The sequence below is a fragment of the Cupriavidus basilensis genome, assembly GCF_029335485.1.
In the GTDB taxonomy this organism is placed as follows: Bacteria; Pseudomonadota; Gammaproteobacteria; order Burkholderiales; family Burkholderiaceae; genus Cupriavidus; species Cupriavidus basilensis_E.
The window spans coordinates 1-25,849 of the sequence record NZ_JARJLM010000593.1; the positions used below are offsets into that span (position 1 = coordinate 1).

General features: G+C 59.3%; 24 protein-coding genes and 1 pseudogene. 18 read left to right on the plus strand and 7 right to left on the minus strand.

What is annotated here, in order from left to right:
• The 6 genes from P3W85_RS36735 to P3W85_RS36760 all read left to right on the plus strand — a co-directional run.
• Nucleotides 1-492 (plus strand): FimD/PapC C-terminal domain-containing protein (locus P3W85_RS36735; RefSeq protein WP_276268395.1); only part of this gene is annotated, 492 nt, incomplete at its 5' end.
• Between the two features lie 133 nt (nt 493-625).
• The gene (locus P3W85_RS36740) at nt 626-1,927 is read left to right on the plus strand and encodes a fimbrial protein (RefSeq protein WP_276268396.1); all 1,302 of its coding nucleotides are present in this window, start codon (nt 626-628) and stop codon (nt 1,925-1,927) included.
• Between the two features lie 49 nt (nt 1,928-1,976).
• The gene (locus P3W85_RS36745; RefSeq protein ID WP_276268397.1) at nt 1,977-3,149 is read left to right on the plus strand and encodes a fimbrial protein; all 1,173 of its coding nucleotides are present in this window, start codon (nt 1,977-1,979) and stop codon (nt 3,147-3,149) included.
• A 123-nt stretch (nt 3,150-3,272) separates the two neighbouring features.
• On the plus strand, nt 3,273-4,094 hold the full coding sequence (locus P3W85_RS36750) for a transcriptional regulator (protein WP_276268398.1): 822 nt from the start codon (nt 3,273-3,275) through the stop codon (nt 4,092-4,094).
• Between the two features lie 257 nt (nt 4,095-4,351).
• The gene (locus tag P3W85_RS36755) at nt 4,352-5,134 is read left to right on the plus strand and encodes a transcriptional regulator (RefSeq protein ID WP_276268399.1); all 783 of its coding nucleotides are present in this window, start codon (nt 4,352-4,354) and stop codon (nt 5,132-5,134) included.
• 564 nt (nt 5,135-5,698) lie between these two features.
• Nucleotides 5,699-6,016 (plus strand): hypothetical protein, encoded by a 318-nt coding sequence (locus P3W85_RS36760; RefSeq protein ID WP_276268400.1) that lies wholly within the window; start codon nt 5,699-5,701, stop codon nt 6,014-6,016.
• Between the two features lie 366 nt (nt 6,017-6,382).
• Here the strand turns inward: P3W85_RS36760 and P3W85_RS36765 are convergent, their stop codons facing one another.
• Nucleotides 6,383-6,751 (minus strand): YkvA family protein, encoded by a 369-nt coding sequence (locus tag P3W85_RS36765; RefSeq protein WP_276268415.1) that lies wholly within the window; start codon nt 6,749-6,751, stop codon nt 6,383-6,385.
• Between the two features lie 1,155 nt (nt 6,752-7,906).
• Complete coding sequence (locus tag P3W85_RS36770) at nt 7,907-9,019, minus strand: AraC family transcriptional regulator (protein ID WP_276268401.1); 1,113 nt, start codon at nt 9,017-9,019, stop codon at nt 7,907-7,909.
• A 504-nt stretch (nt 9,020-9,523) separates the two neighbouring features.
• Between P3W85_RS36770 and P3W85_RS45695 the strand changes: the two are divergent.
• The 7 genes and pseudogenes from P3W85_RS45695 to P3W85_RS36795 form a co-directional block, all read left to right on the plus strand.
• Nucleotides 9,524-9,727 (plus strand): annotated as a pseudogene (locus tag P3W85_RS45695) (response regulator transcription factor); the annotation flags it as partial.
• Nucleotides 9,722-10,039, plus strand: coding sequence for a response regulator transcription factor (locus P3W85_RS45700; RefSeq protein WP_430869690.1), 318 nt, complete (start codon nt 9,722-9,724; stop codon nt 10,037-10,039). The pseudogene P3W85_RS45695 and the gene P3W85_RS45700, both read left to right, overlap by 6 nt.
• Before the next feature lie 177 nt (nt 10,040-10,216).
• Entirely contained in the window at nt 10,217-11,398 is a 1,182-nt protein-coding gene (locus P3W85_RS36780) for a GGDEF domain-containing protein (protein WP_276268403.1), read from the plus strand.
• Between the two features lie 405 nt (nt 11,399-11,803).
• Complete coding sequence (locus P3W85_RS36785) at nt 11,804-11,932, plus strand: hypothetical protein (protein ID WP_276268404.1); 129 nt, start codon at nt 11,804-11,806, stop codon at nt 11,930-11,932.
• Between the two features lie 815 nt (nt 11,933-12,747).
• Entirely contained in the window at nt 12,748-12,930 is a 183-nt protein-coding gene (locus P3W85_RS45705; protein WP_430869691.1) for an RNA chaperone Hfq, read from the plus strand.
• A gap of 131 nt (nt 12,931-13,061) precedes the next feature.
• The gene (locus tag P3W85_RS36790) at nt 13,062-13,238 is read left to right on the plus strand and encodes a hypothetical protein (RefSeq protein ID WP_276268405.1); all 177 of its coding nucleotides are present in this window, start codon (nt 13,062-13,064) and stop codon (nt 13,236-13,238) included.
• Nucleotides 13,239-13,490: 252 nt separating this feature from the next.
• Nucleotides 13,491-13,910 carry a helix-turn-helix domain-containing protein gene (locus tag P3W85_RS36795; RefSeq protein WP_276268406.1) on the plus strand — a complete coding sequence of 140 codons (420 nt, stop codon included), beginning with the start codon at nt 13,491-13,493 and terminating at the stop codon, nt 13,908-13,910.
• Nucleotides 13,911-13,932: 22 nt separating this feature from the next.
• On the opposite strand, the gene P3W85_RS36800 is transcribed toward P3W85_RS36795, so the two are convergent.
• Entirely contained in the window at nt 13,933-15,330 is a 1,398-nt protein-coding gene (locus P3W85_RS36800; RefSeq protein ID WP_276268407.1) for a Fic family protein, read from the minus strand.
• Between the two features lie 309 nt (nt 15,331-15,639).
• Here P3W85_RS36800 and parS point away from each other — a divergent pair, with 309 nt between their 5' ends.
• Together parS and P3W85_RS36810 are read left to right on the plus strand one after the other, a co-directional pair.
• Nucleotides 15,640-16,146, plus strand: a complete 507-nt coding sequence (parS, locus tag P3W85_RS36805) for a type II RES/Xre toxin-antitoxin system antitoxin (protein ID WP_276268408.1) — start codon at nt 15,640-15,642, stop codon at nt 16,144-16,146.
• Nucleotides 16,143-16,616, plus strand: a complete 474-nt coding sequence (locus tag P3W85_RS36810; RefSeq protein ID WP_276268409.1) for an RES family NAD+ phosphorylase — start codon at nt 16,143-16,145, stop codon at nt 16,614-16,616. Before parS ends, P3W85_RS36810 begins: the two co-directional genes overlap by 4 nt.
• 80 nt (nt 16,617-16,696) lie before the next feature.
• Here the strand turns inward: P3W85_RS36810 and P3W85_RS36815 are convergent, their stop codons facing one another.
• Nucleotides 16,697-17,788: a hypothetical protein gene (locus P3W85_RS36815; RefSeq protein ID WP_276268410.1), complete on the minus strand. Its 1,092-nt coding sequence runs from the start codon at nt 17,786-17,788 to the stop codon at nt 16,697-16,699.
• Nucleotides 17,789-18,366: 578 nt separating this feature from the next.
• Between P3W85_RS36815 and P3W85_RS36820 the strand changes: the two genes are divergently transcribed.
• A complete protein-coding gene (locus P3W85_RS36820) occupies nt 18,367-18,687 on the plus strand; it encodes an H-NS histone family protein (protein WP_276268411.1) in 321 nt (106 codons plus the stop codon).
• 629 nt (nt 18,688-19,316) lie between these two features.
• Here P3W85_RS36820 and P3W85_RS36825 read toward each other — a convergent pair.
• Both P3W85_RS36825 and P3W85_RS36830 read right to left on the minus strand, forming a co-directional pair.
• Nucleotides 19,317-19,754: a hypothetical protein gene (locus P3W85_RS36825; RefSeq protein WP_276268412.1), complete on the minus strand. Its 438-nt coding sequence runs from the start codon at nt 19,752-19,754 to the stop codon at nt 19,317-19,319.
• A 1,399-nt stretch (nt 19,755-21,153) separates the two neighbouring features.
• The gene (locus P3W85_RS36830) at nt 21,154-22,104 is read right to left on the minus strand and encodes a LysR substrate-binding domain-containing protein (protein WP_276268413.1); all 951 of its coding nucleotides are present in this window, start codon (nt 22,102-22,104) and stop codon (nt 21,154-21,156) included.
• Between the two features lie 122 nt (nt 22,105-22,226).
• On the opposite strand from P3W85_RS36830, the gene P3W85_RS36835 reads away from it, so the two are divergent.
• Both P3W85_RS36835 and ggt read left to right on the plus strand, forming a co-directional pair.
• Nucleotides 22,227-23,231 carry a Bug family tripartite tricarboxylate transporter substrate binding protein gene (locus P3W85_RS36835; protein WP_276268414.1) on the plus strand — a complete coding sequence of 335 codons (1,005 nt, stop codon included), beginning with the start codon at nt 22,227-22,229 and terminating at the stop codon, nt 23,229-23,231.
• A 64-nt stretch (nt 23,232-23,295) separates the two neighbouring features.
• Nucleotides 23,296-24,915, plus strand: coding sequence for a gamma-glutamyltransferase (ggt, locus tag P3W85_RS36840; RefSeq protein ID WP_346430316.1), 1,620 nt, complete (start codon nt 23,296-23,298; stop codon nt 24,913-24,915).
• Nucleotides 24,916-25,550: 635 nt separating this feature from the next.
• Here the strand turns inward: ggt and P3W85_RS36845 are convergent.
• Nucleotides 25,551-25,849 (minus strand): hypothetical protein (locus P3W85_RS36845; RefSeq protein WP_346430317.1); only part of this gene is annotated, 299 nt, incomplete at its 5' end.

The following is a 25,849-nucleotide window of genomic DNA, read 5'->3' on the forward strand; positions in this document are numbered from 1 at the left end:
GTCGAGGCGAGGGATGCCATCGGCGCCCGCGTCGCCAATGCCAGCGGCCTGCGCATCGATCCATGGGGCCGTGCGGTGGTCCCCAGCCTGACGCCATTCGCCAGCAACGCCGTCGAGATCGACCCCAAGGGCTTGCCACTGCATGTGGAACTCAAATCGACCGAGCAGCACGTCGCACCGACAGCAGGTGCCGTCGTGAGGCTGCGGTTCGAAACCGAGAACACGGGGCGCACAGCGATCCTCCAGGCCAGGACCAGCGACGGCAAGCCCTTGCCCTTCGGCGCAGAGGTTTTCGATGTCAGCGGGCAAAGCGTTGGCACGGTGGCGCAAGCCAGCCGCATCATCGCGCGCAGATTGCACAAGGACGCTGGCGAGCTGACCGTCAAGTGGGGCGGCGCCCCATCGGAGCAGTGTTCGGTGGCCTACAGCTTGCCTGCGGGGGCCACTAGCAGCGTCGCGCCCTATTCGGCGACGGGAATGGTCTGCAAATGATATCCACGAATGCAATGGTCGTTCTTGCCCGCAAGCCGCCCGATTTCGGCCGGGACCGACGGAGGGGCGCTGCCAGCTTGTCGATAGCGGGCCGACACAGAGACAAGAAGGTGCATCGCCCGGAAAGCCGTCGATGGAGCTTGGGTTATCTCTGCGAATTCTCGCCACGCAGCGAAGCGTCGGTGCGATCAGCCAGGACAGCCGGATCTTCGTGCGGGGTGTCGCCGATCAGGGGATGTCGCCGGAAAGAGGGTCGATGCGGCCGACGCAATACGCGCTCGCCTATCGCTTGCCGCCCAGGGACGAAGATCGCGGTTCCGATGCGCGCATCGATGCGGTGTGCGGCGCGATACTGCACGTTGAACGAGGCAACGGAGGTTTCACCAGCCGGAGGTCATTCACAATGATCCATTCTCTGTCACGCGCGGTCCTGCGCAAGTGGTTCCGTTTCGTCACGCTGTGGGCGGCAGGATGCGCCGGACTCGCCGCCAGCTTGCCCGCAGAAGCGGCCCTGCAATGCACGATCACCGGCTCGGCAGCGATCAGCTTCGGCACGGTCACCGTACCGCGCGACACGCCGGTCGGCACCGCGATCGGCCCGCTTCAATCGTCGACGGTATCCGCCTCCTGTCCGTCGAATCCGGGGTCGCCCAACAGCGGCTGGTATCTCCAGTACTACCCGAAATTGACCGGCAGCCCGGTGACGGGCGTCTGGAATACCGGGGTCGCAGGCATCGGCATCCGGGTGATCGACGTGACCTACAACAACAGGAGGTTGTCTAACTTAAATATAGGCAGTTGGGATGATTTCGGCGCGCCGATCACGACCGGCGCTTCGTTCACCGGCAACTTCACGTTCTCCTATCAACTGATCAAAACCGCGGCACAGGTGGGGAGTGGCGGCCCAGTCAACATTCCGCAGCTGTTCACACTGGTCAGCCACAATATCCCGGCGAACGTGACTTCGCCGGTGCAGGTGACGATTTCGGTCAACAACACGTTGATCGTCGCAGCCACCTGCACGGTGACGACGCCATCGGTCGGCGTCGCACTGCCGACCGTCAGGGCCAGCGCGCTGAGCCCCTTCGGCACGACAACCGGCAACACCCCCTTCAACATCGGACTGTCGTGCCAAGCCGGCGCCAGCGTCTATGTGACTCTTACCGATGCAACCAATACCGGCAACACGAGCAGCAACCTGACACTTGCCACAGGTTCGACCGCGTCGGGGGTGAAGCTGCGCGTACTGAATAGCAGCGGATCGGCAGTCAGCTATGGCCCCGATTCGGCAGCGGCCGGAAATCCGAATCAGTGGAAGGTGGGTGGGTCCGCCAGCACGACTCACATTCCATTGACCGCACAGTATATTTCGACTGGCCCAGCAACACCCGGGACAGTAAAGGGGCTGGCGACTTTCACGATGAGTTACCAATAGCCGCGACCGTCAGACGGCGTTACGTCATCGCCTGCCTGAACAGTGCGCGGTGGCCTACAGCCTGCCCGAGACGGCCACCCGGCAACGCTACACCCTATTCCGCAACGGCATTGATCTGCAAATGATGTACGCCATGACCGCACCTTCGCTTGCCCGAGAGCCACGCGCTTCCAGCCCGAACATCCGGCGCTTTGTCATCTGCGTGAAGACCGCCATCCTGCTATGCCTGGCGACCTCCTGCGCCCCTGCCCTCGCCTTCTTGACGTGCGTGACTAGCTACAGCGCCCTCACCTTCACTCTGCCAACCGGAGCCTATGCGATTCCGCGGGATAAGCCGACAGGCACCCGGATCACCCCCTTCACGAGCTTCCAGACAAACTATCCAAACGTCTGGAGCTGCACCGAAACGATGGGCAACACCTTCGTCGGCCCGGTGTATCAGTCACTGCTTTCCTCCTCCGGTCAAACGTACTCGGAGAACGGAGTTACCTACCAAGTATTCAATACTAACCTCGCTGGCGTTGGATTGATCATGCAGATCGGCTCCAATCTTCCAAGCGGCTGGTACGGGCAATCGGGACTCAATTCCACCGGTTGGCAAAGCTACGGCAGCATCGCGTCCAGCTCCGCATTCTTCAACTACGTCTTCGGACCCGGCATGGCATTCGCCTTCGTGAAGACGGGGCCCATCACGCCGGGCACAGTATCCCTGGGTGCCATTGCCCACATCGGGATGTCCGAACGCCCGATTGCCAATGTCAGCAATATCCTTCCAGTGACGGTAACCGGCAATCCGGTATTCACCGTGCTGGCGTGCACCACGCCGAACATCACGGTCAACCTGGGCACGCACCGGGCCTCCGAATTCAGCGGCCCAAATACGTTTACGTCCTCGGTCAACTTCAACCTTGCGTTGAACAATTGCCCGACGGGAATGAACACCATCCGCTACCAGGTCGACGCGGTCACCCCGATTGTCAACGCGCAGAATTCCGTTGTAGCGCTGGATGCCTCGTCCACCGCGAGCGGCGTCGGACTGCAGTTGCTGAACGGCTCCGGCACCCCCTTTCCCCTGGGCAGCGCCCAGACCTTCAGCGGCTACAACAGCGGCACCGGCGGCAGCTACACCATCCCCTTCAGGGCCCGCTACTACCAGACGGGATCTGCGGTGGGACCTGGCAGGGCCAACAGCGTTATGACATTCACCATGACCTATCAGTAGCATCTGCCTACCGTCTTGGCCGCGCTTTGCCTGAGTTGCGGGCGCTCTATCGTTCGGGAAACAGTGGTCAGCACATCGACAGAAAGCGGGCGGACAGGCAGCGCGCCCATTGGAGGTTTAGGGATGACACAGACTCGAATCTCCGCACCGGGCCGTGCGGAACTCGACCTCGCTTTTACGTCGTTCATTGGAATGGATGGCGGCAATCCCAATGCGGCCCTCTGGGTGTGCGATGTGGCTCCGTTGTTCAGCTGCATGCCATCGCTGAGAGCACTGCGCCCGGAGAAGCAGCCCGGCTCCTGGAACGCCGCCTTTCGTCGAGCCAATGCTCACTTCTTCCAGCAATGGCAAACGCACTACCGAATTGCGCGCGTAATCGCATCGGCCTACGCATCGACCCTGGCGCCAGCGCATAGCCCAATCGACGCGACGGAGTATTTCTACCACTATCTCTATGCGCCGCATGGCTGGGAGTTCAAGTTGAATCTATTTCCATTTCCAGAAAATCCACGTCCCAACCGGCCATGGAACGAGGCGTTCGAAGAAGATTCCGTTCTGCGCTCCAAATCGGCCTACTTGCACTTGTGCCGCGATGGCGGCCGATTCCGCTTCATCTCCAAGCTGCGCCATCTGCATCAACCGCGCATCATCCTGTGCTTGGGCCAACGGCACAGGTACGATTATCTGCGTGCGTTCGGCTTCGAAGGTATCGATGGAATTGAGGAAATTCTGCAGCCAGCAGATATGCCTCAATCGCTATATGTCTTTGAACATGAACGAACTGCGCTGGTGCTTAGCCCTTCACTCGGCGGCCCCAAAGGGCTGAGTTCCAATGTGCTTCTTGACGCGCTGGGAGCCTACTTGGCGCGGCGGCTGGATGCATCGGATTTCCCTCCTCATCCGGGCGCACGGCTGACCGCCTTTTCCCTTTCCGCATCACAGTGAGCCTCCATCGCATTGACCCGGACCCCGAACCAAGCCGAGTCCAAAGCAGGAATTCCGGGCCACTAGATCCATGACTTGGAGTCGGGCTGACCGGCAAACAATTCGGGAAGACCTGAAACTCCTTGAAGCGGAACACTTCATCCGCGCCCATGTCTCGTTTGGTATCCGGCGAGACGCCGCCAGCGGCGGGTTAGGTGGCAGATCAGCACGTTGGAGCGCTGAGTTAGCGGGGCGCATTAAGCTGTAAGGGGAGCAGTATGAAAAATGCCGTGTTTACTAGGTCGGAATTGGACGGCTATTTTGCTTCGTATGTCGGGATGGAAGGGGGGAATCCGGGGGCGTCGGTGTGGTTCTGCGACGGAAGCCCACATCCGTGGTTCGAACATCTGACCGCGCCGCTGAGGCCGCGCATGTCCCCTCCGGCATGGGATACAGCGTTTCGCACAACGTATCGCGAGAGCCTCGGAAGATGGCTGGGCCATCAGCATATTGCCCGCATCATGGCGGCGGCTCGCGCCGAAGTGTTGGGCCTCCCCCTGGGTGCCGCGGACTGCCAGCAGTATTACGAACAGCAGCTGTATGGGCCCTGGGGCGCCGAGTTCAAGCTGAGCCTGTTTCCATTGCCATTGCATCTCGATGGCCTAACGCCTTGGTCCAAGGTGTTCCGCGGACAAAGGGAGTTGGTACCCAAGCAGCGCTACCTGGACCTTTGCCGCCATGGCGGGCGTTTTCGCTTTCTGTCCGAGATCTGCACGCGTTGGCAGCCAAAGCTCGTGGTGTGCTTGGGCCATCGGCATACGGAAGACTTTATTCGAGCCTTCGCGCTCGGCGATATGGTCGCCGAAGAACTGCTGTTGCAGCCAGCCGATCAGGCGAAACACCTGCGCATGTTCAAACGGTGTGGAACCGGCTGGATCATCTGTCCCGCTCTGGCAGGCACATCGGGCATGAACTCAGATGTACTGCTGAATGCATTTGGCAGGTTGCTTGCCACTCACCTCAATCCGTCTGACTTTCATATTCCGAAGGGCACAGGCTGATTGATACGGGTCCAATTGACTCATCCAGGGCAGGGTATTCATTCGGATATGAACGTCTGATACTCGCCCTGCGGAACTGATCTCCCGCAGCTAACCAACGGACGCCCCATGTCTCCATGTGGCGGGTCGCCTTCCTTTTTCATGTCAGCCAACGCGCGGGTGTAGCTCAGTGGTAGAGCAGAAGCCATCCAAGCTCTTAAGGTTTCCATGTGCGGCGCGGGTTTCATGTGGACTTCTGCTCCGCAATCCCCTCCTTGTGATCACCCGAAAACCCGCATCACGCCTAGACCCACTTCGGTTTTGCGGAGCGGATTGCCGGTGATTTCTCCCTCTTCCTGCGCCCCCGCTGAACTGCTAATCGACCGGTTCGAGCTTTTGAATATTTCGTCAAACATGTCGCTAGTGTTGCGCACGACAACGAATCTTACCCAACGATTGGCGGATCGCTAACCCCGGTCGAGTCTGGTACAAGAGCACGAGAAATTACATCAGGGAGGGGGAGATCATGCAGCCCATTTCGCCAGCCCTCCTAACACGCCGCGTAGCCATATCAGCCAGACCGCCATGACGCTTGACGAAGCACTCGCCGCAATCGAACAACTGCCTGCCAAGGAACGTCTGCTGGTCGGCCTCCTAGAGCATCACGCCTTAACCTGGACATCAGGTCACATTGATGATCTCGATGCCGCTGACGATCTGGATCCAGCGGTTTTCTGGGCAGTCGATGAATTTCGGTGCGGCACATCTCGGCAACTCGTGTTGGTCGCCAATTTGTGCGACGGGGGGCAACTCATCATCGCGGTCGGCATCGAATCCGCCAGTGAGGTGTCGCATGCCATTTCGAAGGCCAAGAAAGAGTTCATTCGACGGTACAGCCACTGACCGTCGAAACCCTCCCAAAAGGCGGTACCGTCGAGACCTGCGCAACGTAAAAATACTCGGCCCGTTCGGCCTTTGACCCCGAACTGGATTTCCTGGACCGCAGCCCGCTACCGCGGCCCTATTTTTTCGCACTGGCGCGCTATCTCAGCGATGCGGCTACTTCCGGTACCGCCCTATCGCAAAGCCGGCACTATCAGCGTGTCATAGGCGCGCACGCAGGCCTGCCCGGCGATTCGGGCAGCGTCGGCGTATCAGCCAGCATCCCGGGCGCCACAAGCACTGAGCGCCGCACCAAGCTTCTGGCACGGAGCCACCGCCTCCCTCAGCCTGATCCCATACGGCGCGCTGCTGACTGGCACGAAGGGGCTATTCTGCATACCATCGCCAGCATGCATATGCCACGGCAAGCCATATTGCTACCACCAGGCATGCACCCCAGTAGCTCGTTGGCTTCTCCCTCTTCTGGGCAATCCACTCCTCTGCCTGCTTACGACATTCCGATACGACGGAGGACGGAAGAAGCCGAATGGCAAGCAAGATTAGCCCTGGCAGCAGCAGAACATCATCCACGTAGCCAAGGACGGGAATAAAGTCAGGAATAAGATCGATAGGGCTCAGGGCATATCCAACCACGAAAACACAGAGAGCCTTGACTGCCAACGGTGTGCCTGGATGTCTGTATGCAAACCATAGCGCGACAGCATCACGCTTGATCCTACGTGCTGCCGAGCGCATGCGCACCCAAACCGACTCTCTGTCCACTGTTTCCCCTCAATAGAATTCCGCTGCGCCCAGTCTCCTGTGATAGGCCTAGTCAAACCAACTATGCCATTCACTAGGAAGTGCCTGATCGAATCCGGTCAATTTTTGTGGAGCTCTTTGACTATGCCTTGACGGCTCCACGATCCGCGCGGAAGCACGTCGACAAAGTAAGCGTTATCGGTATCAAAAGCGTGCAAATAGTACCGGTCCGGTGCGACTTACGAATCCATCGGATTCGACATACGTTCCGAGGTGAATATGATGAATGCCCCAGTCATTCAACAATGGATCATTATATGAAGAACTCCGAGGCAACTTGCTTACGTGCGGCGGCAAATCCTCATCGGCCGGTCCATCGTTGAGGTGGCCCCGCCGGGGATGTCCGCCCCCCTGCGCCAATCCCTGAACGCCGCGATGTCGCGGGCCGTACTGGCGCTCAAGACGGACTACCAGACTGCGGGATCCTAGCAGCGGCGAGGCCATGGCCGATGCCATCCGAAGCGAAACACCTGTGTGGCGCGCTCTGGTTCGGCGCGCCGCTATCACCCTCGACTGAGGGCTGCACCTTGACACCCCGCCAGAAACCGCCGTCGCGCGCGTGGTCGCGGTGGAACTCGTCGGGGCCGGTCGGGTCGAGTGCCCGCGTGCGCTTACGGACTCGCATTGTCCGCCTGCACAGCGATTCTCGAACAACCCGTTGCGTGTTCTGGATCGGCACCTAAATATCTCAATAACGCATAAATCAACCTATGGACGCAGATATTTCAATTACCCCATCCAGGGCAGGGTATTCGTTCGGATATGGCCACCTAATACTCGCCCTGCAGAACTGATCTCCCGCGGTTGACGGAAAGGCGACCCGCCATACCCATGTCTCCTTGTGGTGGGTCGCCTTCTTTTTCGCCTAAATATCAAAATAACGCACGACACGCTCAATATACGCAGGCATTTCGATTGCCCGATCGATGGCAGGGTAGTCAGCCAGATATGGCACATCTAATATCCGCGCTGCGTTTAGAGGTTCCCGCTATTGACGCCCAGACGATCCGCGCGCGGGGAGCAACGGATCGTCTGGTTTTTTTCCCTTTCCGAGCACGAATGTCCCGCGACGGCGAAACAGGAGTCTCCCTATCTCCTCGCAATCCGCCGTGTCTGCGATGGCAGCTCGCCGAACGCATCGCGATACACCTTGGCGAACATGCCGAGCTGCTTGAACCCCCAGCGCATCGCGACTTCAGCAACCGACGCATCATCGCTGTGCAGGAGTTCATTGCGCACGCCCTCCAGCCTAACTCGCTTTAAGTACGCCATTGGCGTGGTGCTCTTGAACGTGGCGAATCCCACCTGCAGGGCGCGCACGCTGACGCCGGCGGCCTTGGCAATATCCTCGACGAGAATGCTGTCCCGCGCATAGGCATGGATAAACTCGATCGCGGATCTTACATGCCTTGGTGACGGTCCCGGTGCCTTGCCTAGCAGCCTGTCGGCATAATTGTGCGGCAAGCCCTCTAGGAAGGCCCCCACGGCAACGTCACGTATGCTGGCCGCCGTGGCCATCGCCGTCACCCTGGATCCGTCATCGCCGAAACACGACTGCATCAGTTGCATCACCGCACCACCCAGTCTCACCCCGTCCGACTTCGGGGAAACCTCAGCCTGGAACATCAAAGGGCGCGTCACGGGTGCTTCCAGCAGGGTCGAAAGCCGCTGCGTGATATCGCTCGCCGAGACTAGCAGCATGTCGTAGCTGCCCGCCTGCCATTGCCATTGGCTGACCTGCGCCGCATCCAGAATTGCGCAAGCGCCTGCCGACCAGGCGCGCTCCTGTTGCCCAATCCGCGCCCGCAGACCGCCCTCGTGGAGCAAAACGAGCGCGTAGCCGTCGAACTGCCTGTCAAATCGGAACTGAACACCCGTCGTCGTCTGGATTTGATGCGTCACCGCACCGCCGGCGAGACTCGACGCCAGCCGCACATCAAAATGATCTCCCCTCCCCGAGTCGATCGCGACATTGCCCCAGATCGGTCGCAGGCGCGCCGCAAATTCGTCGGCATCGCTCGCGATAAGCTTCTGGGCATAGATCTCTGGTCTCTCAGTCATATTTTTTCGCCAATCACCCACACTGCTGGGGCGGTTCGCAAAGACGGTGCGCATACTTGAGCGATGCGCTTTATTCTCATCATTCCCCCCCTCACTTCCTGAAACGATCAAATTCTGCCAGAAGTTGTAAATTAAAGACATTCACACGCTATCTTGATTGACCCAAAAAATGGGGTAGAAACCCCGGCCAACGGCGTGTCGAGACTTCCGCTATAGGCCGCAAGAAGCTCAATAATCCTTGTTCAGGAGGCTATTTGCGCACTCCACTCGAAAAATGAGAAGCAATAAAACTCCATCAAATGCGGCGATCTGCATCCGACTATGTCCAGCCGATCACAAACGTTTTGACGTAATTCATGCAGGCCATCGTCTCGATTCTTCTCTAGGGAGAAACCCGCGTGTAGACTCGCGGCGACGCCAATGCCGACGCAAATTCGCGGCGAAGATCGCGATGCGACATTGGCGCTCCAAGTCGCGCTTTGTGGAAAATCCAGTGCGGAAGTCGCATGCCGGGATAAAAAACGGGGGGGAGGAACTGTGAACGGGCAGCTTAGGGACATTCTTACTACACTACCGAAACTTTCGGTTTCTCAGGTCCAGGAGATTCAGGCGACGATCATTGTGATGCACGCCGAAGGCATCTCAGCGAATCACGTTCCAATCACTCCCACTAGACAAGGCCTGACTGAACGTCAACTGGTCGTACTCGCCCTGGTGCTGGAGGGACTGCCCGATAAGCTCATCGCGCGCCGCTTGGGCTTGGCGGTGAATACCGTCAAGCAACATGTCTCCGCCATCCTGAAGCGCCTTGGCGCTCGCAAGCGCATAGAGCTTATATCGAGGATGAAGCCGCTCCTTGAAGACAATAGCGGCCCATCTGTTTGCCCAACGAGCGATGTACCTAATCAACCTGTCGGCGCGACATTGAGCTGCACTTTCGAGACAAAAGCCCTCGGCCTCACGAACCGCCAAGGTACTGTGCTACGCCATTTGCTCGATGGATTGTCCAACAAGGCCATCGCACGGCATCTCGGTTTAACGGAAAACACCGTCAAAGAACATGTTTCGGCCATTCTGCTCCAGCTTGGTGCACGCTCGCGACTACAAGTCATATCCAAAATGCGACAGATCAGCTTAGCTTCGCCGGCCTCGACCGATTAATTTAGTATCTTTATCGCGCACTAAATATCCACTCTGCGCAATGTCTTATACCATGCCCCTCCGGTGCGGGGTAGAAACTCATTGTGCTCGCTGATCTGCCCGGTGCATGCTATTGCTTGGTAAATCACTTCTTCCCAATTGCGGCTTTCGGCAGCGTACGCTCTGGTCGGCTGACCTATGCGCATCACTATTGATCTCGCCACGACCCTCCTGCTTCACGATACCTCGACATTGGCGGGCGCCATTGGCATCCTGAACACTCGCCGGAAATCCACCAAACCAGGCGGGTTGGCGATGCTGGCCACGGGATTCAGCGCATTGGCTGTTGGCGCCACCCTGTCCTCCCTGGGTGAGCGGGCCGCGCTGCCTCCGTGGCTATGGGCGCACCTTGGTCTCCTGCTCGGCATCACGGGCTACGTACTGGTCTGGGGCGGCATGCGCAGCGTGAGCGGTCGGCGCAGAATCCATCGCTGGCTGATGCTCTCCGTCCCCACGGGATGGTTCCTTGTCGGGATCATCACTCGGTTTCCACTCGTCGACACCCTGCGAGCCAGCGCATACCATCTCACTGCCGTATGCTTCCTCACCGCCGCGGCCATCGAACTCTGGAGAGATCGCCTCAGTGACCCGCTCACTTCGCGGCTGCCCCTGATTGCCTGTCTGGCAACCAGTGCGGCAATCGACGCGGCTCGCCTCATCTTCCTTGCTGGCGGCATCGCCACATTCTTTGACCCGGCCACGGCCCTCTTCCTGCAGATCTTCGCCAATTTCCTGATCGCATTCCTCGTGATGGCCCTGGTCAATGAACGCACCGAGACAGCACTCCTGCTCGCTGCGCAGACCGACAGCCTGACCGGTGTCGGCAATCGGCGGTGGTTCCTCTCCCGCCTGCCGGCCAAGGCGGCCCCGGGTAGTGCCATCGCTGTCCTCGACCTCGATCACTTCAAGGCGATCAACGACCGTTTCGGCCATCCCGCGGGGGACCAGGTGTTGGCCGCCTTCGCCAGAACAGTACAAGGCAGTCTGCGCGCAAGTGATGCCTTTGCCCGCTTCGGGGGCGAGGAGTTTGCGCTCTATCTGCCCAAAGTCAGCGCGGACAAGGCCGTGGAAATTGCAGAGCGGTTGCGAAAGCGCGTCGAAGCCATGGTCATCGACGCAGCTGGAACACAGGTCCGGGTCACGGTAAGCATCGGCATCGCATGGGTCGACGCCAACGACAAGCACTGGGACCAGTGGCTCCAAGCTGCGGATCGTGCCTGCTACGTCGCCAAGCTGGCGGGCCGGAATCGCGTCGCGCGGCATCATGGCGCCGTTGCTCCCGGCTTATGCCTTGAGGCGGCAAACCGGGCTCTGGACTAGGCCACGCAGCCGTCGCCTTCCGGAGATCTGGAAACCGTCCCGTCCAGCCCGGCGTTGTATGCGCGATAGGCTCGCTTCCGCGGCACGCTGTTCGCCGTGATCGCCTCGATCTCGACAACCGTGCAGACATGACGAATACAACCTGCCGTTACTACTTCGCTAGCGCCGCTAGCGAGTTCAGATCGCCGCACTGCGTCGCCCTTCCGGCTCGCGAGCGCCATGAGCGCAACGGGGCTGTCTGCCGACCGGCAGGTTCCGGAGAGGTTGGTGCATAGTTGCCCTTTATGCACGCGCCATGTCGTCGGGGTTCGCCACCGAAGCGAGCCGTTCCCGTCGCTCTGGGCCCAACCCAAGCCCATACTTCAGCGGCGATTTCCCGGCGAGTCACGAGATTAAGACAAGGTGTTGTCGAGCAACGTTGGGGCGCTCATTCCCGACGCACCGCTGGCGGCCAAGACGACATACTCCGCCAAGCTGGTTGGCACGAACAACGGCCAGCCGGTGAACAAGACTTGGAGCTTCACGACGCAGTGAACGACGGTTCTGCGTTTTGGAAGGCCCGCCTCGGCGGGCCTCTTCAAATCGCCGCAGAAACAAACACGGCCCGCCAAAGCGGGCCGTGGTACTGCTAGGAGATACAGGCGGCGTCGGGTACCACCAGCGGGAGGCTCCTGGCTACCGACTCCACCCCTACGCCACGATGAACGTAGAAGGTGCCGCATTGCACAGCGGCACTTTTAGATTAGGCCACCTTTCCTACTTGCGGTGCTGATCATTGTGACGAAGATGTAAAAGGCTGCGCCGTTACGACAGCCGGTGCGCGTAATAGATCATCGGAGGTCAATGTTGTGTCGTGACGGTCTCAGATCCCGCCTAAGCTAGGAATACCGCACGGCTTTCGCGGCGGGCTTAGCGTCCTTCGTGGCGCTTGATTGCGTAGCAGGTTACAACTGGGCGGTTGGTTGCTTGCGACGCAGTGAATCCCTTCGTCATGTAGGTCCCAGGCCCGCTTCGGCGGGCCTTTTCTTTGCGAGGGGAGACACGGCAAAGTGCTGCTCCCCTCCGATCGGTGCCCGCCACTTAGTAGGGGTATTGAAATTTCCGCAATGCGGCAAACTTCGGTGCGTCAATTTGACTGACCCTCGGTTGCCGTTTTCGAGGGGTGTAGGTCAACTCCCTGCACCTACACCCGTCCTTTTTGCATATCAACAAGAGGCGGGAAATGCAGCTGTGACGATTTACCTTTTAGGATTACTTCTTTTCGAAGCATCGTGGTTCCTCCCGTTTAGGAAAGTCCTCAAGGCCGCTCGCTTTAGCGGGTACTACGCCTTGGTAGCGTTGCTCCCCCTATCGAGTCGTTCGACAACTTTGTTGTACTTCTGAACACGCCGGACGGCATACACGCGATCTACAAGCACGCCATCACGTCCGCCCAATTGGAAGGCCGTGTCCGGCCGGCGGGCGCGGGTTCCGAGAGCGATTCCAAAGCACCGTCCGTAGTCGTGCGAAAGCGCCGTCCCATACGAAGCTGACGACGGCGAGCCAGGATCAACCCATCTCGATTACGCGGATTTTGAGGGATTTACGCACCATTTAGGCTACAACGCTTGCAAGGCCTTGCGTTGCGGACAATAGTTCCTCTTCGCCCCCCAACAAAATCGACATGCAGCCGGATAACCAGCTGGACCGAATTTCGCTCGACGAGTTGAGGTCGTTCGCCTCAATGCTTACCGATGGCTCTCTGTTTAAGCAGGCTACCTTGCGCGTGATCGCCGAGCAAGAGGATCATCAGCGCCGACAGAAGGCCAAGGCACACGAGATGCACATGCAGGCAAACTAGCTCCGCAGTCTCAAAGATCCCCTCTCACGGGCAATAGTGTCCCAGCCTGTCGTTCCTTACAATTTGTTGCTAGCGAGGCTCAAGATACAATTCGCAGCTGCAGCAGGATACGTCGCCGTTCTCCTCGCCGCCCTCGTTACCTCGGTCCGTTGGGTCATTGAGAATGATCCTAGTCATCGCGACGACTGAGCGGCCGCGCAATAGGCGATAGCTGAACACGCGAAGCGGGGTCTCGAGCCCTCTAGTCATCTCATGCAAACCGGATACCGATTCCGCTGTTACCCGACGCCAGCGCAGCAAGCCATTCTGCTGCGCTGGATTGGGTGCCAGCGCTTCGTCTACAACGCAAAAGTTGGTGAGGATCGATACTACCGGGCATTCCAGCGCAAGGCGCTGGTCTTGGTGGGGCAAGATTCTCCGATTGACCAGGAATACGCGCGTTACAAGAACGCGGAGCTAACGCCCTGGCTGTTCGAAATCCCATCACAGGTGCTGCGCAATGGCGCGGTACGCTGGAAGCAGGCATACAGCCGGTTCTTCCAGAAACTGGGTGGACGCCCGACAATTCAGCGCAGGAGCGGCCCACTATCGATCTGGCTCACGAGCGAGCTGTTCTGGTTCCAACCGATTCTGCGCAGGCATCGGGGCGCAACTCCTTCCTCGACAAGCTAAGGCGCTCTTGATCGGTCGCAGCTCAGTCGGCCGCTGGACGCCCTTCAGCGATCCATTGCTGGACCTCTCTCATCCGCAGGCGATAGCGAGAGAAGTTGTGTTCTCCAAGCCTAGAGAGATCACTCATGACGATCTCGTGAAGCTGAGTGGCAGCGCCCGGGTCCACGCCGAGACCCGCGATCGCTTTGGTCAGAGATTCTCGGTCCCGCACGACCTGCGCAACCACTTCGTAAATCGCCTCTCGATACTTTGCCCGGAATGGATCGGGCTGCCCGGCCGCTGCGATCTGGGCGGCGTACTTTGCGATCGATCGGCGATAAGTCCAAGCAAACAGATCGGCGGCGATGCTTGTATCGAGCAGTTCATAGACGCCGATCATAGCCCTACCGTAGTCGTCGTCGCTGACATCGAGGAAACTGAGCGGGGCACAGTTGTAAAGCAGAAGTGGGATGTTTGCGCTGAGACGACTGGTACGCTTGTTCCCATCCTCGAACGGTTGGAGATATGCAATGTTCGCCCAAAGGAAGAACGCCGCTTCCATTGGATTCTTGACCAACTTTGCCTTCTCGATGATCTGCGTCAGCATCTCATCTAGCAGTTGCGGGGCGTGGGAGGGCACGTACACGGTATTGCTGATATTCACCACCTTATTGCGGATGGTCCCGAGTGCATCCTCGTCCTTAAGCAACCCTTGCATCAACAGCGTATGCAGGTTGCGAACGATTGGCACGCTCATTCCGTATAGCGGTACCTCATCTATCAGAAACTCGATCGCCTGCTTGTGGTTCAGGAGCATCGTCGCATCCAGATCGCCAGGATCTGCCCGCCCTGATTCGAACAATACCTCCGTATCGAGCCTGGAGTACCTGTTCCCCTCAAGACGGGAGGATGAGAACGAAAGATCGATCAGCAACGGAGCGATGACATTGCGCGCGTATGTACCTGCCGGCTGCTGGCCTTGCATCCGCCCTTCCCTGTATAACTCGTTGGCAAGGGATTCAGGAAGCAGGAAGGTCTGGTTCGGCTGGTAGTCGTCGACTATCTTCCGTTGGTAGCTCACGGGGATGCGTACGCCCAATGGAGCATCGAGTTGGACCGTCAGATTCTTGGCCGCGGCGGACCAGCTCAGAGCGGCTGTCCCTACCGGTGCCGGCGCTGGTGCATCCGCCGCCGGCGTGCTCGATACTTGGGCGACTGCGACAGGCTGCGCCAGCCCCTGGAGCCGGTATCGCGTGCTGGAAGACCTCCCCAGCCGCTCGATCATCCCGACGGCCTCAAGTCTTTCCAGATAGCGGAGCACAGTGGCTGGAGGCGCATCCACAGCGCCTTCTACGTCTCTGCGACGCAATTCGACCTGGCCTGCGGCGGCGCGGTCCCTAAAGTACTTTAGGATGCCTTCGAACAGTTCGATTCTCGCCATCTCGGTGCCTCAAGAGTGATTCGAGATTGATCTCAAATCAATCTTACATCAAAATTGATCAGAGAATGTCAGCTCGAATCATTCTCACTGGATTCCTCAAATCAAATTTGATTCGAGCACATTGACGGAGCCCCAGGGATCGCTAGGCTGTTGGCATCGATGCAAACGGACCGCACAGGCGCAAAGCACCCGGCCGCTGCACCGAGGTTGCCCCTCCAGCGGCCGCCAAGGCGGCGACTATGCAAGCCAAGGAGCTTGTCCGCGCCGTTTCTCATTTGAGCTATACTAATTGCTCAAATGGAGATCGATATGACTACCGCCGTTGGCGTTAGAGCCAAAGTGGCCGCTCGTAAGCCGCACGCTGGTTTCCGCGTCAGCGATTTTTCTGCGGTCCATGAGGCCAGCCTGACGACTCAAGGTGTCTTATACGTCATCCAAATCATCAGAGCAGGGATTCCGGCTACCGACGTCTCACGTCTTGCGCAGCTCATGGGCACGACAAAGGAGCACCTGATCAAGACCCTGAATCTGCCAAGGGCGACGGTCGACAGAAAAGCGAAGGCGCATCAGAACCTATCTAGCGAGCAAAGTGAACGCGTTGTAGGCATGGCGAAGCTGGTTGGCCAGGTGCAGGCCATGGTCGAACGGTCAGGTGATGGGACAAACTTCAACGCTGCCCAGTGGGTGGCACAGTGGCTCGAGCAGCCCTCTCAAGCATTGGGCGGCCAACGCCCGGCAGAGTTGATGGATACCGTGGCCGGGCAGGAAGTCGTCTCCGACCTGGTCGCGAAGATGCAGAGCGGAGCCTACGCTTGAGGACCGTCTGGCGAATCGCGACGGACACGCCTGACTACACGGCCGACGACCGCAGTGGCGCTGGAGCCAAAGCAACTGGTGGGCGCTGGAACCGACAAGGCACCTCGTTGGTGTACTGCGCATCCAGTATTGCCTTAGCGTGCCTCGAGACACTAGCGCATCTGGGCGCCGCGAGTCTTCCCCTGAACCGGTATCTGGTTCGGATCGAAATCCCCGACGACGTCTGGGCCGCTGCGTTGCGGATGACGGCCGCGACTGCACCCGTCGGCTGGGACGCGATCCCTGCGGGGAAAACGAGTTTGGACGCTGGCGAGGCGTGGGTGGCATCGAAAGGATCGGTGGTGCTCGTCGTGCCGTCGATCGTAGTCCCGGAGGAACTCAACGTCCTCATCAATCCGGAGCATCCGCAAGCCGCGCTGATTTCCTATGCAAAGCAGCGGCGTTGGCTCTACGACGCGCGGCTCTCTTAAAAAAAAGCCCGCACATGCGGACATTTTTTCGATCTCCTTGCATGCAGGCGCCGAGGAGCACCTCGATCGGGACGCCGCTGTCAGAAGCCGTATGGCGCGCGGCTCCAGTCCTTCAGTACCCGGTAGTCGTGCTCGGGCAACTCGATAGTACCGGCCTCGGCCGCTGCCAGGATCTGCTCCCCCACCCAGGGCCCGAGCCGATTGCCGTGCAACATAAAGAAGAACCAGGCAAAAGCGTGGCCCGCACGCACGTCGAATCGGAGCAGCTCGTCCCATAGCGCCAATACGGATGCGCGACGCTTCTCCTTGATTTCTGGCAGCCTGCGCGGTGTGGTCCAGGCGGGAAGCACTGTGAGGTGGCGAGACTGGTCTCGCGGGTTCGTATAATCGCTGACCTCGAAGACCCAGTGGTCGGTGAGCGGGGCGCCGTTCCGGCCCGCGCTCGAGCGATCCCAGTCAGCAAAGAAACGTGCCAGCCGCGGCTTGCGGTCGCGCAACTCAGGATACGTATCGAAGTACCGAGTTGAGCGTACTTCGCCCGTCCGCATATTGCGTGTCAGGACGATGACGCGCGCTTGTTCGGCCTTCTCTGCGTCATCCAACTCGCTCTCAAGGCGCAACACCTCCGCGAGATCCTCGATCCTCCACAGATGGTAGGACGGGGCGCCGAAAGGCATTCGCGCCTCCAGTGCCATGCCCCTGCAGCTGGTTTGTTCCAGCAGGCAGTCAAGTGACCTGGGTTCAGCGCAGATATCCGCGCGAAACAGCGCCCGCTCGATCCAATATTGGTATCGGCGTACGATGATCTGGTAGAACTCCGCGGTGCCCGTGCCGTAAGGAGCCACAAAACAGATTCGCTCGATTTCGGCATCCGCGAACCGCAGCTCACCGCCCTTGTGCTTGCGCCACACAGCCACAGGATCGCCACCGACGTCGCCGAGTACCGCCTGAACCCATTCCCGGTAAACCCCGAGAGAGTTCCCGTCTGGCGCGATGACAAGACAATCAGGCGTCCTGAGCGAAAATCCGTCTCGCACATTGCCGAGCCGGACGGTGCCCAAACCTGTCCGACGAAGCGCTTCAATCAGCTGCTTGTGGCCACGAGAATCCGTCGCAGTCGCAACAACAGTGTCAATCACATCGTGTGAGAGCGGTGGTCGGGAGATGGTCAACGCATCACCTTGCAAAGGGTACCTTCGGAGTTATTCGGATGTGCTGCCAGCAGGCAATCTTGCCATCCCCGAGCTTTTCAATCGAGTGGATCAGTTCGGTATGGCTTCGCCCGTGAGGGGGGATCAAGCAGCGCCGAAACGCTGCTATCCTGAGGTCAGATTCGACCGGCCATGATTTGCGCGAGATGCAGATGATAAAAGCCCCCTTTAATCTTCCAAGCGGAGCCCGTTGGGCAGTTGCAAGCGCAGCAATTCTGTCGGTGATCGCCGTTCATAACATAGCCACCGACGGCCAGCGAGACCAGCCGGTGGACGACCACGAGGCCACTGGCGCCGGCAACTGGTATTTTGCCGTCGCCTCTACTGAACCCGACGCACTCCCGAAGCCTGATTATTTTTTCTTTAGCAGTCAGAGTGAATGCGAGAAGCGCTGGCGAGAACTAAAGCAAAAGAAGACGGTCCTAGTTACATCGGCCTGCAGGATCACGACTATGAGGCAGATTTAATAGCAGCTTCAACCCGGTCGCGCGAATGTTAAAAATACTGTAGGCTTAATCCTTTCCAGCGGAGAAGCCAACATGGCGACATACAAGCAACTATTGGCCGAGAAAGAGAAAATCGAAGCTCAGCTGGTCGAAGTCCGTGCCGCTGAGGTCGCTGACGTGATCGAGAAAATCCGCGTCCTCATGGCGGAATACGAACTCACGGCCGAAGACATTGCGCCGAAACGCCGCCGCGGCAGACCGGCGGGAACGAGCGCAACGACCGCTGCCACCCCAAAGACAGAATTGCCCCCGAAATATCAGGACCCCAAGACAGGTGCAACCTGGTCAGGCCGTGGCCGCGCTCCGGGCTGGCTCGGGAAGAATCGGGACAAGTTCCTGATCGCCGAGGCCTGAGCCGGCACCCTCCCCCGCTCCCGCCTGGGTTGGCGGCATCCATCGACGGGGCGCCTAGACTGTTAACGGAAGCGCGAATGCAGCAATTCGCGCTCCTGTCCCATGGCCGCCAGACAACCTCCCCCGCCGCTCCAAGACCTCACGCCAATGCTCTTGAGCGAGAGCAAGCACGTCCCGGAGGGCAAGGCTTGGCGCTACGAGCTGAAGTTCAAATGCGTACCCCGGTCCGTTGCTTTTCTTCCAACGTTGCCGCCACGGGACGGCCGTTGCGTTTGGACAACAGGGGTGTTGCGATCGACTCAGGGCAACTTGGGCTCAGCATCTGGTTCATGCGCTTGGACGACCAGGATTCCGCCGGTCTGTTTCTCAAGGCCTTCAAGCTCTATCCGGACGACGAGCGGATGGCCGCGGCCCAAGTACGAGGCCCCATGCTTCAGAAGAGGCGACGGGGGGGCGCGCAGCCGGGGAATCCGCCCTTGAGCGGTTCCCGGACTCTCAGCAGGTCTGGTTAGCGCTGGCCAACGTCCGGCTCCTGCAAGGTCAACCCGTGCAGATGAAGGATGTGCCTGAGGCATTGAAGCAGGAGCCAGACACTCTTCAGTTCGTTGCAGTTACTCAGGCGAGCGAGCTCATTTCTGGGCGTCTTTCGGCGAGTCAACGGCGAGCCAATCGGGGAGCACGGCCCACAACTGGATGTTAACGCTGAAATAAAGGTCGACCGCATCGTAGGTGTCCCCGCCAGATACCTCGCTAAGGATGCCCTCCTCGACGAGGATACGGACAGCCGGATCCCAGGGGGGCAGCCGTCGCGTGTGGGAAGCCTTCATATGGAAGCCGTGGAGGACAGTCTTGCACTCCGGAGGCAATCGGACAAGGCGATCAATCTTCTGTCGGCGAGCACGTTCCATGTTGTCAGCGGCCTGCTGCCACGCGCGCTCCCTCCTCCAGCGGAGCCAAGCGGTTGCCACCCAGCCCGCGAGGGGCACGCCCACGGCCGTATAAATCCATTTATCCGCTTCCCAAGAAAAGTTCAGCACCCCATTCCTCGCTTGAAATTGTTGCGCCATATCCGTTGCCGCCTACCAACTGGGACTCGCTTGGCCATGGCCAAGCGCCTGGAAAGTCATGGCCATGGCCGCCCACCGACACGCTGCAAATGGGCCAAAGACGCAGCCTGACATTGTACTCATCGCCCACCGCAATCCACGTTAGCCAGCGTGGCGAGTCTGGGTCGCACCCCCTCGCATTCCCGTATGGCGGCGATTGCTCACTTGTAATCCATTTTGAGCATGTAGCGACCCAACGACGACAGGGCTCCTGTGAGAGCACGGCAGCACGAAGTCATGAACATCAGCGGCCAGCGACGTGAGCGATGCAACAAACACCCCTTCTCCATCACCCTGAACAGGGACAATACCGAGACGATCCTATTCCATGACGCCACACAGAGGCCAAAAAATTGCCCCTCGCAAAAGAGGGGCCGAAGAGACTTGCGGGCTACTGACAGCCACAACCCAACTTGCGGCAACCCGGAAATCTTCGACGATACTATCAAAACCTCGGAATGCGAAAACGTGAAATAAAGCCAATCCGTCGCTAATTGAATAAATGATGCGCAATTGCGATAACTTCGCCACTCCCCAGACCGCTACAACCAGGCCGGCATCTCGCCCTGCCCGTATTTCTGCCTTCGTCGCAGTAGCTCGCGTCGGCTCGCGCACCACTATGATGTGGATCCGTGTGCAGATGGCTGACTGGGACAAAGCCGCAATGAAAGCAGGTAAGAAGATGCGTTTGGATCGGGAACGCTGGTTATGAACGGGGCGAACTTCGATGTCAAATCCTGCACGAAGCTAACCCTAGTTTGGGGTAACCGAACGGTGGGGCAATGCGTAAAGTTTCGGGCCACGGAGTTGCCTCAGACTCGACGCCTGCAATTTGCGCAGGGGAGAATCGCTCCTTCCGTTGGGCGCGTGGAAGCGGCCCTATGGAGCCTATGTAGTTCTTCGAAGCTCTATTTCACACCTTCATTCGATTCGCTGTCGGGGCGACGAATCGAGCATGCAAGCCGTTCCCTTATAAAACGCCGGCCGTGAGTCGGCTTGATGTCGTTCGAGCCTCCGACAACGAAGAGACATGGGGGTCAGCGTGCATCGGATCGTTCGGCACTACCAGCGTGGGAAAAAGCGGGTCCTGAAGAACGGCGTCTCGCTGGAGGAAGCCGAGGCACACTGCCACAGCTCAGAGTCTTCATGGAAGACCGCGACTCGCTGCGAGGCCCATGTGCGGACGGAGCGTAAGGGCCCGTGGTTCGATGACTATGAAGAGGCCAAATGAGCAATAGCTCCCCTAGACCAGTCACTATCGCCGCCATCCCACACCGCCTGCATCGCCTCCATCCGCCGCGCGGCCTGGGTCGTCACGTAGCGCGCGGTGTATCGAGGGAGGCGTGCCGTGGCGTGGCACTCAGAATACGAATTCCTCGCCAGATTTCTGCTTCACGACGTGACGGAGAACGTCAATAAAACTGCGTCGCATGTCATTGGACTCGCCGTCGTCCCACACTAGGCCGATTACGCCGAAATTTCGGGGTGTGTGCAGCCTCAGGCGGTGTACCAATCCCTGGTGATGCAGTCTGCGGGCGACCTGACCGGCCAATGCCGCAACGTCGTTGCTCTCTTCCAAGAGCGCCTGAATCAGAGGAATCGAGGAGGTCTCGATATGCGCGCGAAGCATGAGCCCTGCGTCCAATAGCGCCTTTTCCAGGCGTCTGCGCATCAGTGTATTCGCTGGTGGCGCGATCCAGGGATAAGGCTCCAGGGATTTCCAGCTCACGTCGGTCTGCATGGCTAAGGGATGCATGCGTCCGACCACCACTTCCATGGTGTCTTCGATCAAAACCTCGCTTTGGAAATTGACGCCATGCATACGCTCGTCTAAGGGCAAGATCGCCAGGTCGATATCGCGCCGTTGGAGGGCATCGAGCAGTTGCATGAATGGAGCGTCGGTGACCCGGATTGAGACATTGGGCGCCATGCCACGGAATTGGTGTATGGCATCGGGTAACAAGGTCATCAGGCCAGAGTGGATGCTGCCCACACGCAGTTGCCTGGCAGCGCCGATGGCGGCGGACTGCAGATCGGCCTGTGTGCGGCGAAGATCTCCGAGGATCCGCAGCGCGTGATCCTTCAGGATTTCTCCAGCAGGAGTGAGTTGCAGCTTGCGCCCGCGCGTCAGCAGGGTCACGCCTATGGCCTCTTCCAGGTCCGACAGCCAGTGCGAAACCGCAGACTGGGTCATGTGCATGCTGACTGCCGCCTGCGTTAGCGAACCGGATTCCGTGAGCACCAGGAAGGTCTCCAGATGCCGAAACTTGAGGCGGCGAGCCCAGGCGATGTCGTGGCTAGGTGTTTGCATGAGTAAATACTAATGGATTCCTCGGGATATTTCATTCGCGTATCTGTCACCAACAGACCATACTTTTCTAGCCGTATAGGTTGTTCCATGCGCTCCCAACCATTTTTTTGACAGGATGCACTATGAAGATTCTCTCATTCCGGTTACATGCGATCCGGGCGCTAGCGGCTCTATTGGCTGGCTCGGCCATTGCTCTGATGGCGCCCGCTACGGCACACGGGACTGGCGCGTGGCCCGCGCGAGGGCTGACCTTGGTACTGCCTCAAGCGGCGGGCGGTGGGGTGGATACGGTATCCCGCCTCTGGGCTGAATTCGCCACCAAGCAACTCGGCCAGCCCGTGGTGGTGGACAACAGGCCCGGCGCCGGTGGCGCCATTGCCGTGCAGTATGTGGTGCGCCAACCCGCCGACGGCTATACGTTGTATGCGGCCAGCGTGGCTCAAATGGTACTCAACAAGTTCACCTATAAGACTTTGCCTTACAACCCCGACCAGGATTTCCGGGGGGTGGCCATGCTCACCACCAACTCCTTTCTTCTGGTGGCATCCCCGCAGTCAGGTATCAAGAACTGGGGGGATTTGACCCGCTTGGCGAAGGCACAGCCGGCCAAGCTGAACTTCGCATCGGCTGGCAAAGGCAATTCAACCCATTTGGTCATAGAGATGCTCGCGCAACAACTCGGCATCAAGCTGACCCACGTGCCCTATCAGGGTGAAGCCCCAGGGTTGATGGGTGTCATGAGCGGCCAGATTGACATAATGGCTCCTGTGCTGGGTACCGGCGTGCCCAACGCCGTCGCAGGGCGTGTGGTGCCACTGTTGATATTGGGCTCCCACCGAGTGCCGCAGTTGCCTAACGTGCCCACGGCCAAGGAGGTTGGCCTTGCTGGGTTCGAGGACATCGGCTGGCTGGGCCTCGCGGTGCGCACAGGCACGCCAGAGCCCGTAGTGGCGCGTCTGCACCAGATCACACAGCAGTTTCTGGCCGATCCTGTTGTCGTGGATCAACTGAGCAAGTTGCAGGTGGATCTGATGCCCGGCCCTGCCGGAGCCCTGCATACCTATATCGCTAAGGACACCCAGCGCTGGGGACGCGTGGCCAAGGATCTGGGCCTGGCCAACGATTGAGCAAACGGTTGCAGGGCCATCACTGGGGAAGCGCTCCGGTGATACCACGATTCACGGGGAAAAAATGATGAGAAAAACGTATCGTGCCATGGTTTGCGCGCCACAGCCTGAAGCCACCGAAGCAGGCCTTGACATCTTGATGGCGGGCGGCAACGCCGTGGACGCGGCCGTGGCGACGGGGCTGGTCCAAAGCGTGGTCGATCCACTCATGTGCGGCATCGCGGGCTTTGGCTCCATGGCAGTCTACCTGCCGGAACGCCAGACTCACCTCTACTTGGACTTCCACGCGCGCGCACCAAATAGCGCCCGGGCCGACATGTGGGTATCCCACCTGCGCGGAGAGGCGCGCGATGGCTTCGGCTTCATCCTCAAGGACTATGTGAACGAACTAGGCTACGAGTCCATCGCGGTGCCCGGCACGCTCAAGGCGTTTCATGAAGCACAGCGCGAGTATGGCGTATTGCCTTGGGCCGCAGTGGTACAGCCAGCTATAGATTGGGCACGCCGGGGCTGGACGGTGCGGCCACACGTGCGCGACTTCTGGAGCATGGGGGGCGAGATGGGTCACGCACCTCACTCAGAACGTCTCGTTTGGTCCAAGAGCGGTAGAGCCCTCTATTGCCGCGACGATGGCACGCCCAAAGAAGTCAATGAGCGTGTTGTCAACCCCGACTATGCCGACACACTCGAATTGATAGCACGCGAAGGTGCCGATGTGTTCTACATTGGCGAACTGGCGCAGCGCATGGTGGAGGATATCCGCAGACATGGTGGCCGTATCAGTCTCACGGACCTGGCTAACTACCGGGTCCTGCGCCACAAGCCATTGCGCGGCACGTATCGGGATTATGAAGTGACCACCAATCATCCACCGGGCGGCGGCGTGATGTTGTTGCAGATGCTTAATGTCCTCGAGAATTTCGATCTTCGGGCGATTGGCCACAATACGGCGGAGTACTTACGGGTGATGTCCGAGACGATGAAGCGTTCATCGGCAGATAAAGACCGATACCTGGGCGACCCGGCATTCTTCAACGTCCCGTATGAACGGTTGGTCGATAAAGCGCAGGCCGCCCGTTATGCCGATGCCATCAAGCGTGGTGAGGTCGCACATGTGCCGCGCGTCAATGCCGGCACGCCGACCAAGGATACCACCCAAGTGAGTGTCGTCGACAGGTCCGGCAATTGTGTATCCATGACCCATTCATTAGGTTTGCCTTCAGGCGCCATTACAGACCACCTTGGCTTCATGTACAACGGCTGCATGGCGCAGTTTGACCCAAGACCTGGTAGTGCGGCGTCGATTGCGCCGGGCAAGGCACGGTTTTCATCCATGTGTCCGAGTATTCTGTTCCAAGAAGGCAAGCCGGTCATGGTCATCGGCGCACCAGGCGCGACGCAGATCGTCATGGGCGTGCTCCAGGCCATCCTGAATGTGCTGGAGTTCGGTATGAACATGACCGAGGCCGTAAGCGCGCCCCGATTTTCGTCTACCAGTGATGTCATCGACATCGCCAACCGCATTCCCCATCGGGTTTCACAGGCACTCGGGGCCATGGGTTACGAGGTATTGCGTGATGCGCGCACATATGGCTTCGCATCGATCCATGGCATCCGCGTCACGTCAGAAGGACTGGAAGGCGGCGCCGATCCGAATCATGACGGTTGTTGGATGGGGTTGTAGGCTGAAGGCTTGGTCAACACGAGCCGTCGCTGGTCATCGGCACAGAGATACAACCAAATGATCGCAAGAGACATTGCGACGATAGGTATCAGATTTTGAAAAACGGAAAGGTAGTGGGATTTGAGGGCGGGCAATCAGTCGCCCTTGCAAGGCGCCCCCGCCCGGGACCCGGTTGGCGCCCGGGTCGGCCGGATGGCCGCGCGATCACCGCCGGCGGCACCGGCAACCGGCGCAGCTTGTTGCCCTCACCTAGTAATTCCAGCCACCAGCCTTCGATTCGTGCCCGGGTACCTGGCCGTGGCAGGCTGACCCACTCCAGGTGGGCGGCAGCGCGTCGAGTTGGGCCAGCACAAACGCCAATTGGCCTGGGTCAGGCTGTGGGCCCCAAATCCAGTGCCGATTGGGCCTCGCGCGGCACGTGGATGCCGGCTAGGACGGTCGCCCTCCGCCACTTCGGCGAGCCTGACCAGCGCATCGAGCCCGGCTTCGCGAACGGATCTCGGCCGCGCGCTGCCTGGACGTCTAGCGCCGCGCGTTTGGGCAAAGAACTCGTCCGCCGTCTGCAAGAAAGGCCTCGACCAGCTGCCCGGGCACCTGATGGGTAAGCGGCTGCGTCTTCGGTCGGGGTGGGATGCTCAATATGTCGCCTCACTGGTCAGGGGTTCGATGATGAAATGCGCCGCGGCATAGCTGGCGTTGCACTCCCACACGGCGGTGCCATTGTGGAAGAAAGTGCACCAGCGGCCGTCGCTGACGCAACGTGCCCGAGGAAAGACTTCCTCATGGCCATTCAACATGGCCTGCATGTGGCTGGTCTCCCGGCATTTGGCCAAATACTCGCCGGCAGCCAATGGCTCGGGCATCGCCCTTCTTACCACGTGATTTTCCTCCTTAGAGCCGATCGGTCTGGTTCTGGAACGCCAGCCTGAAAGCC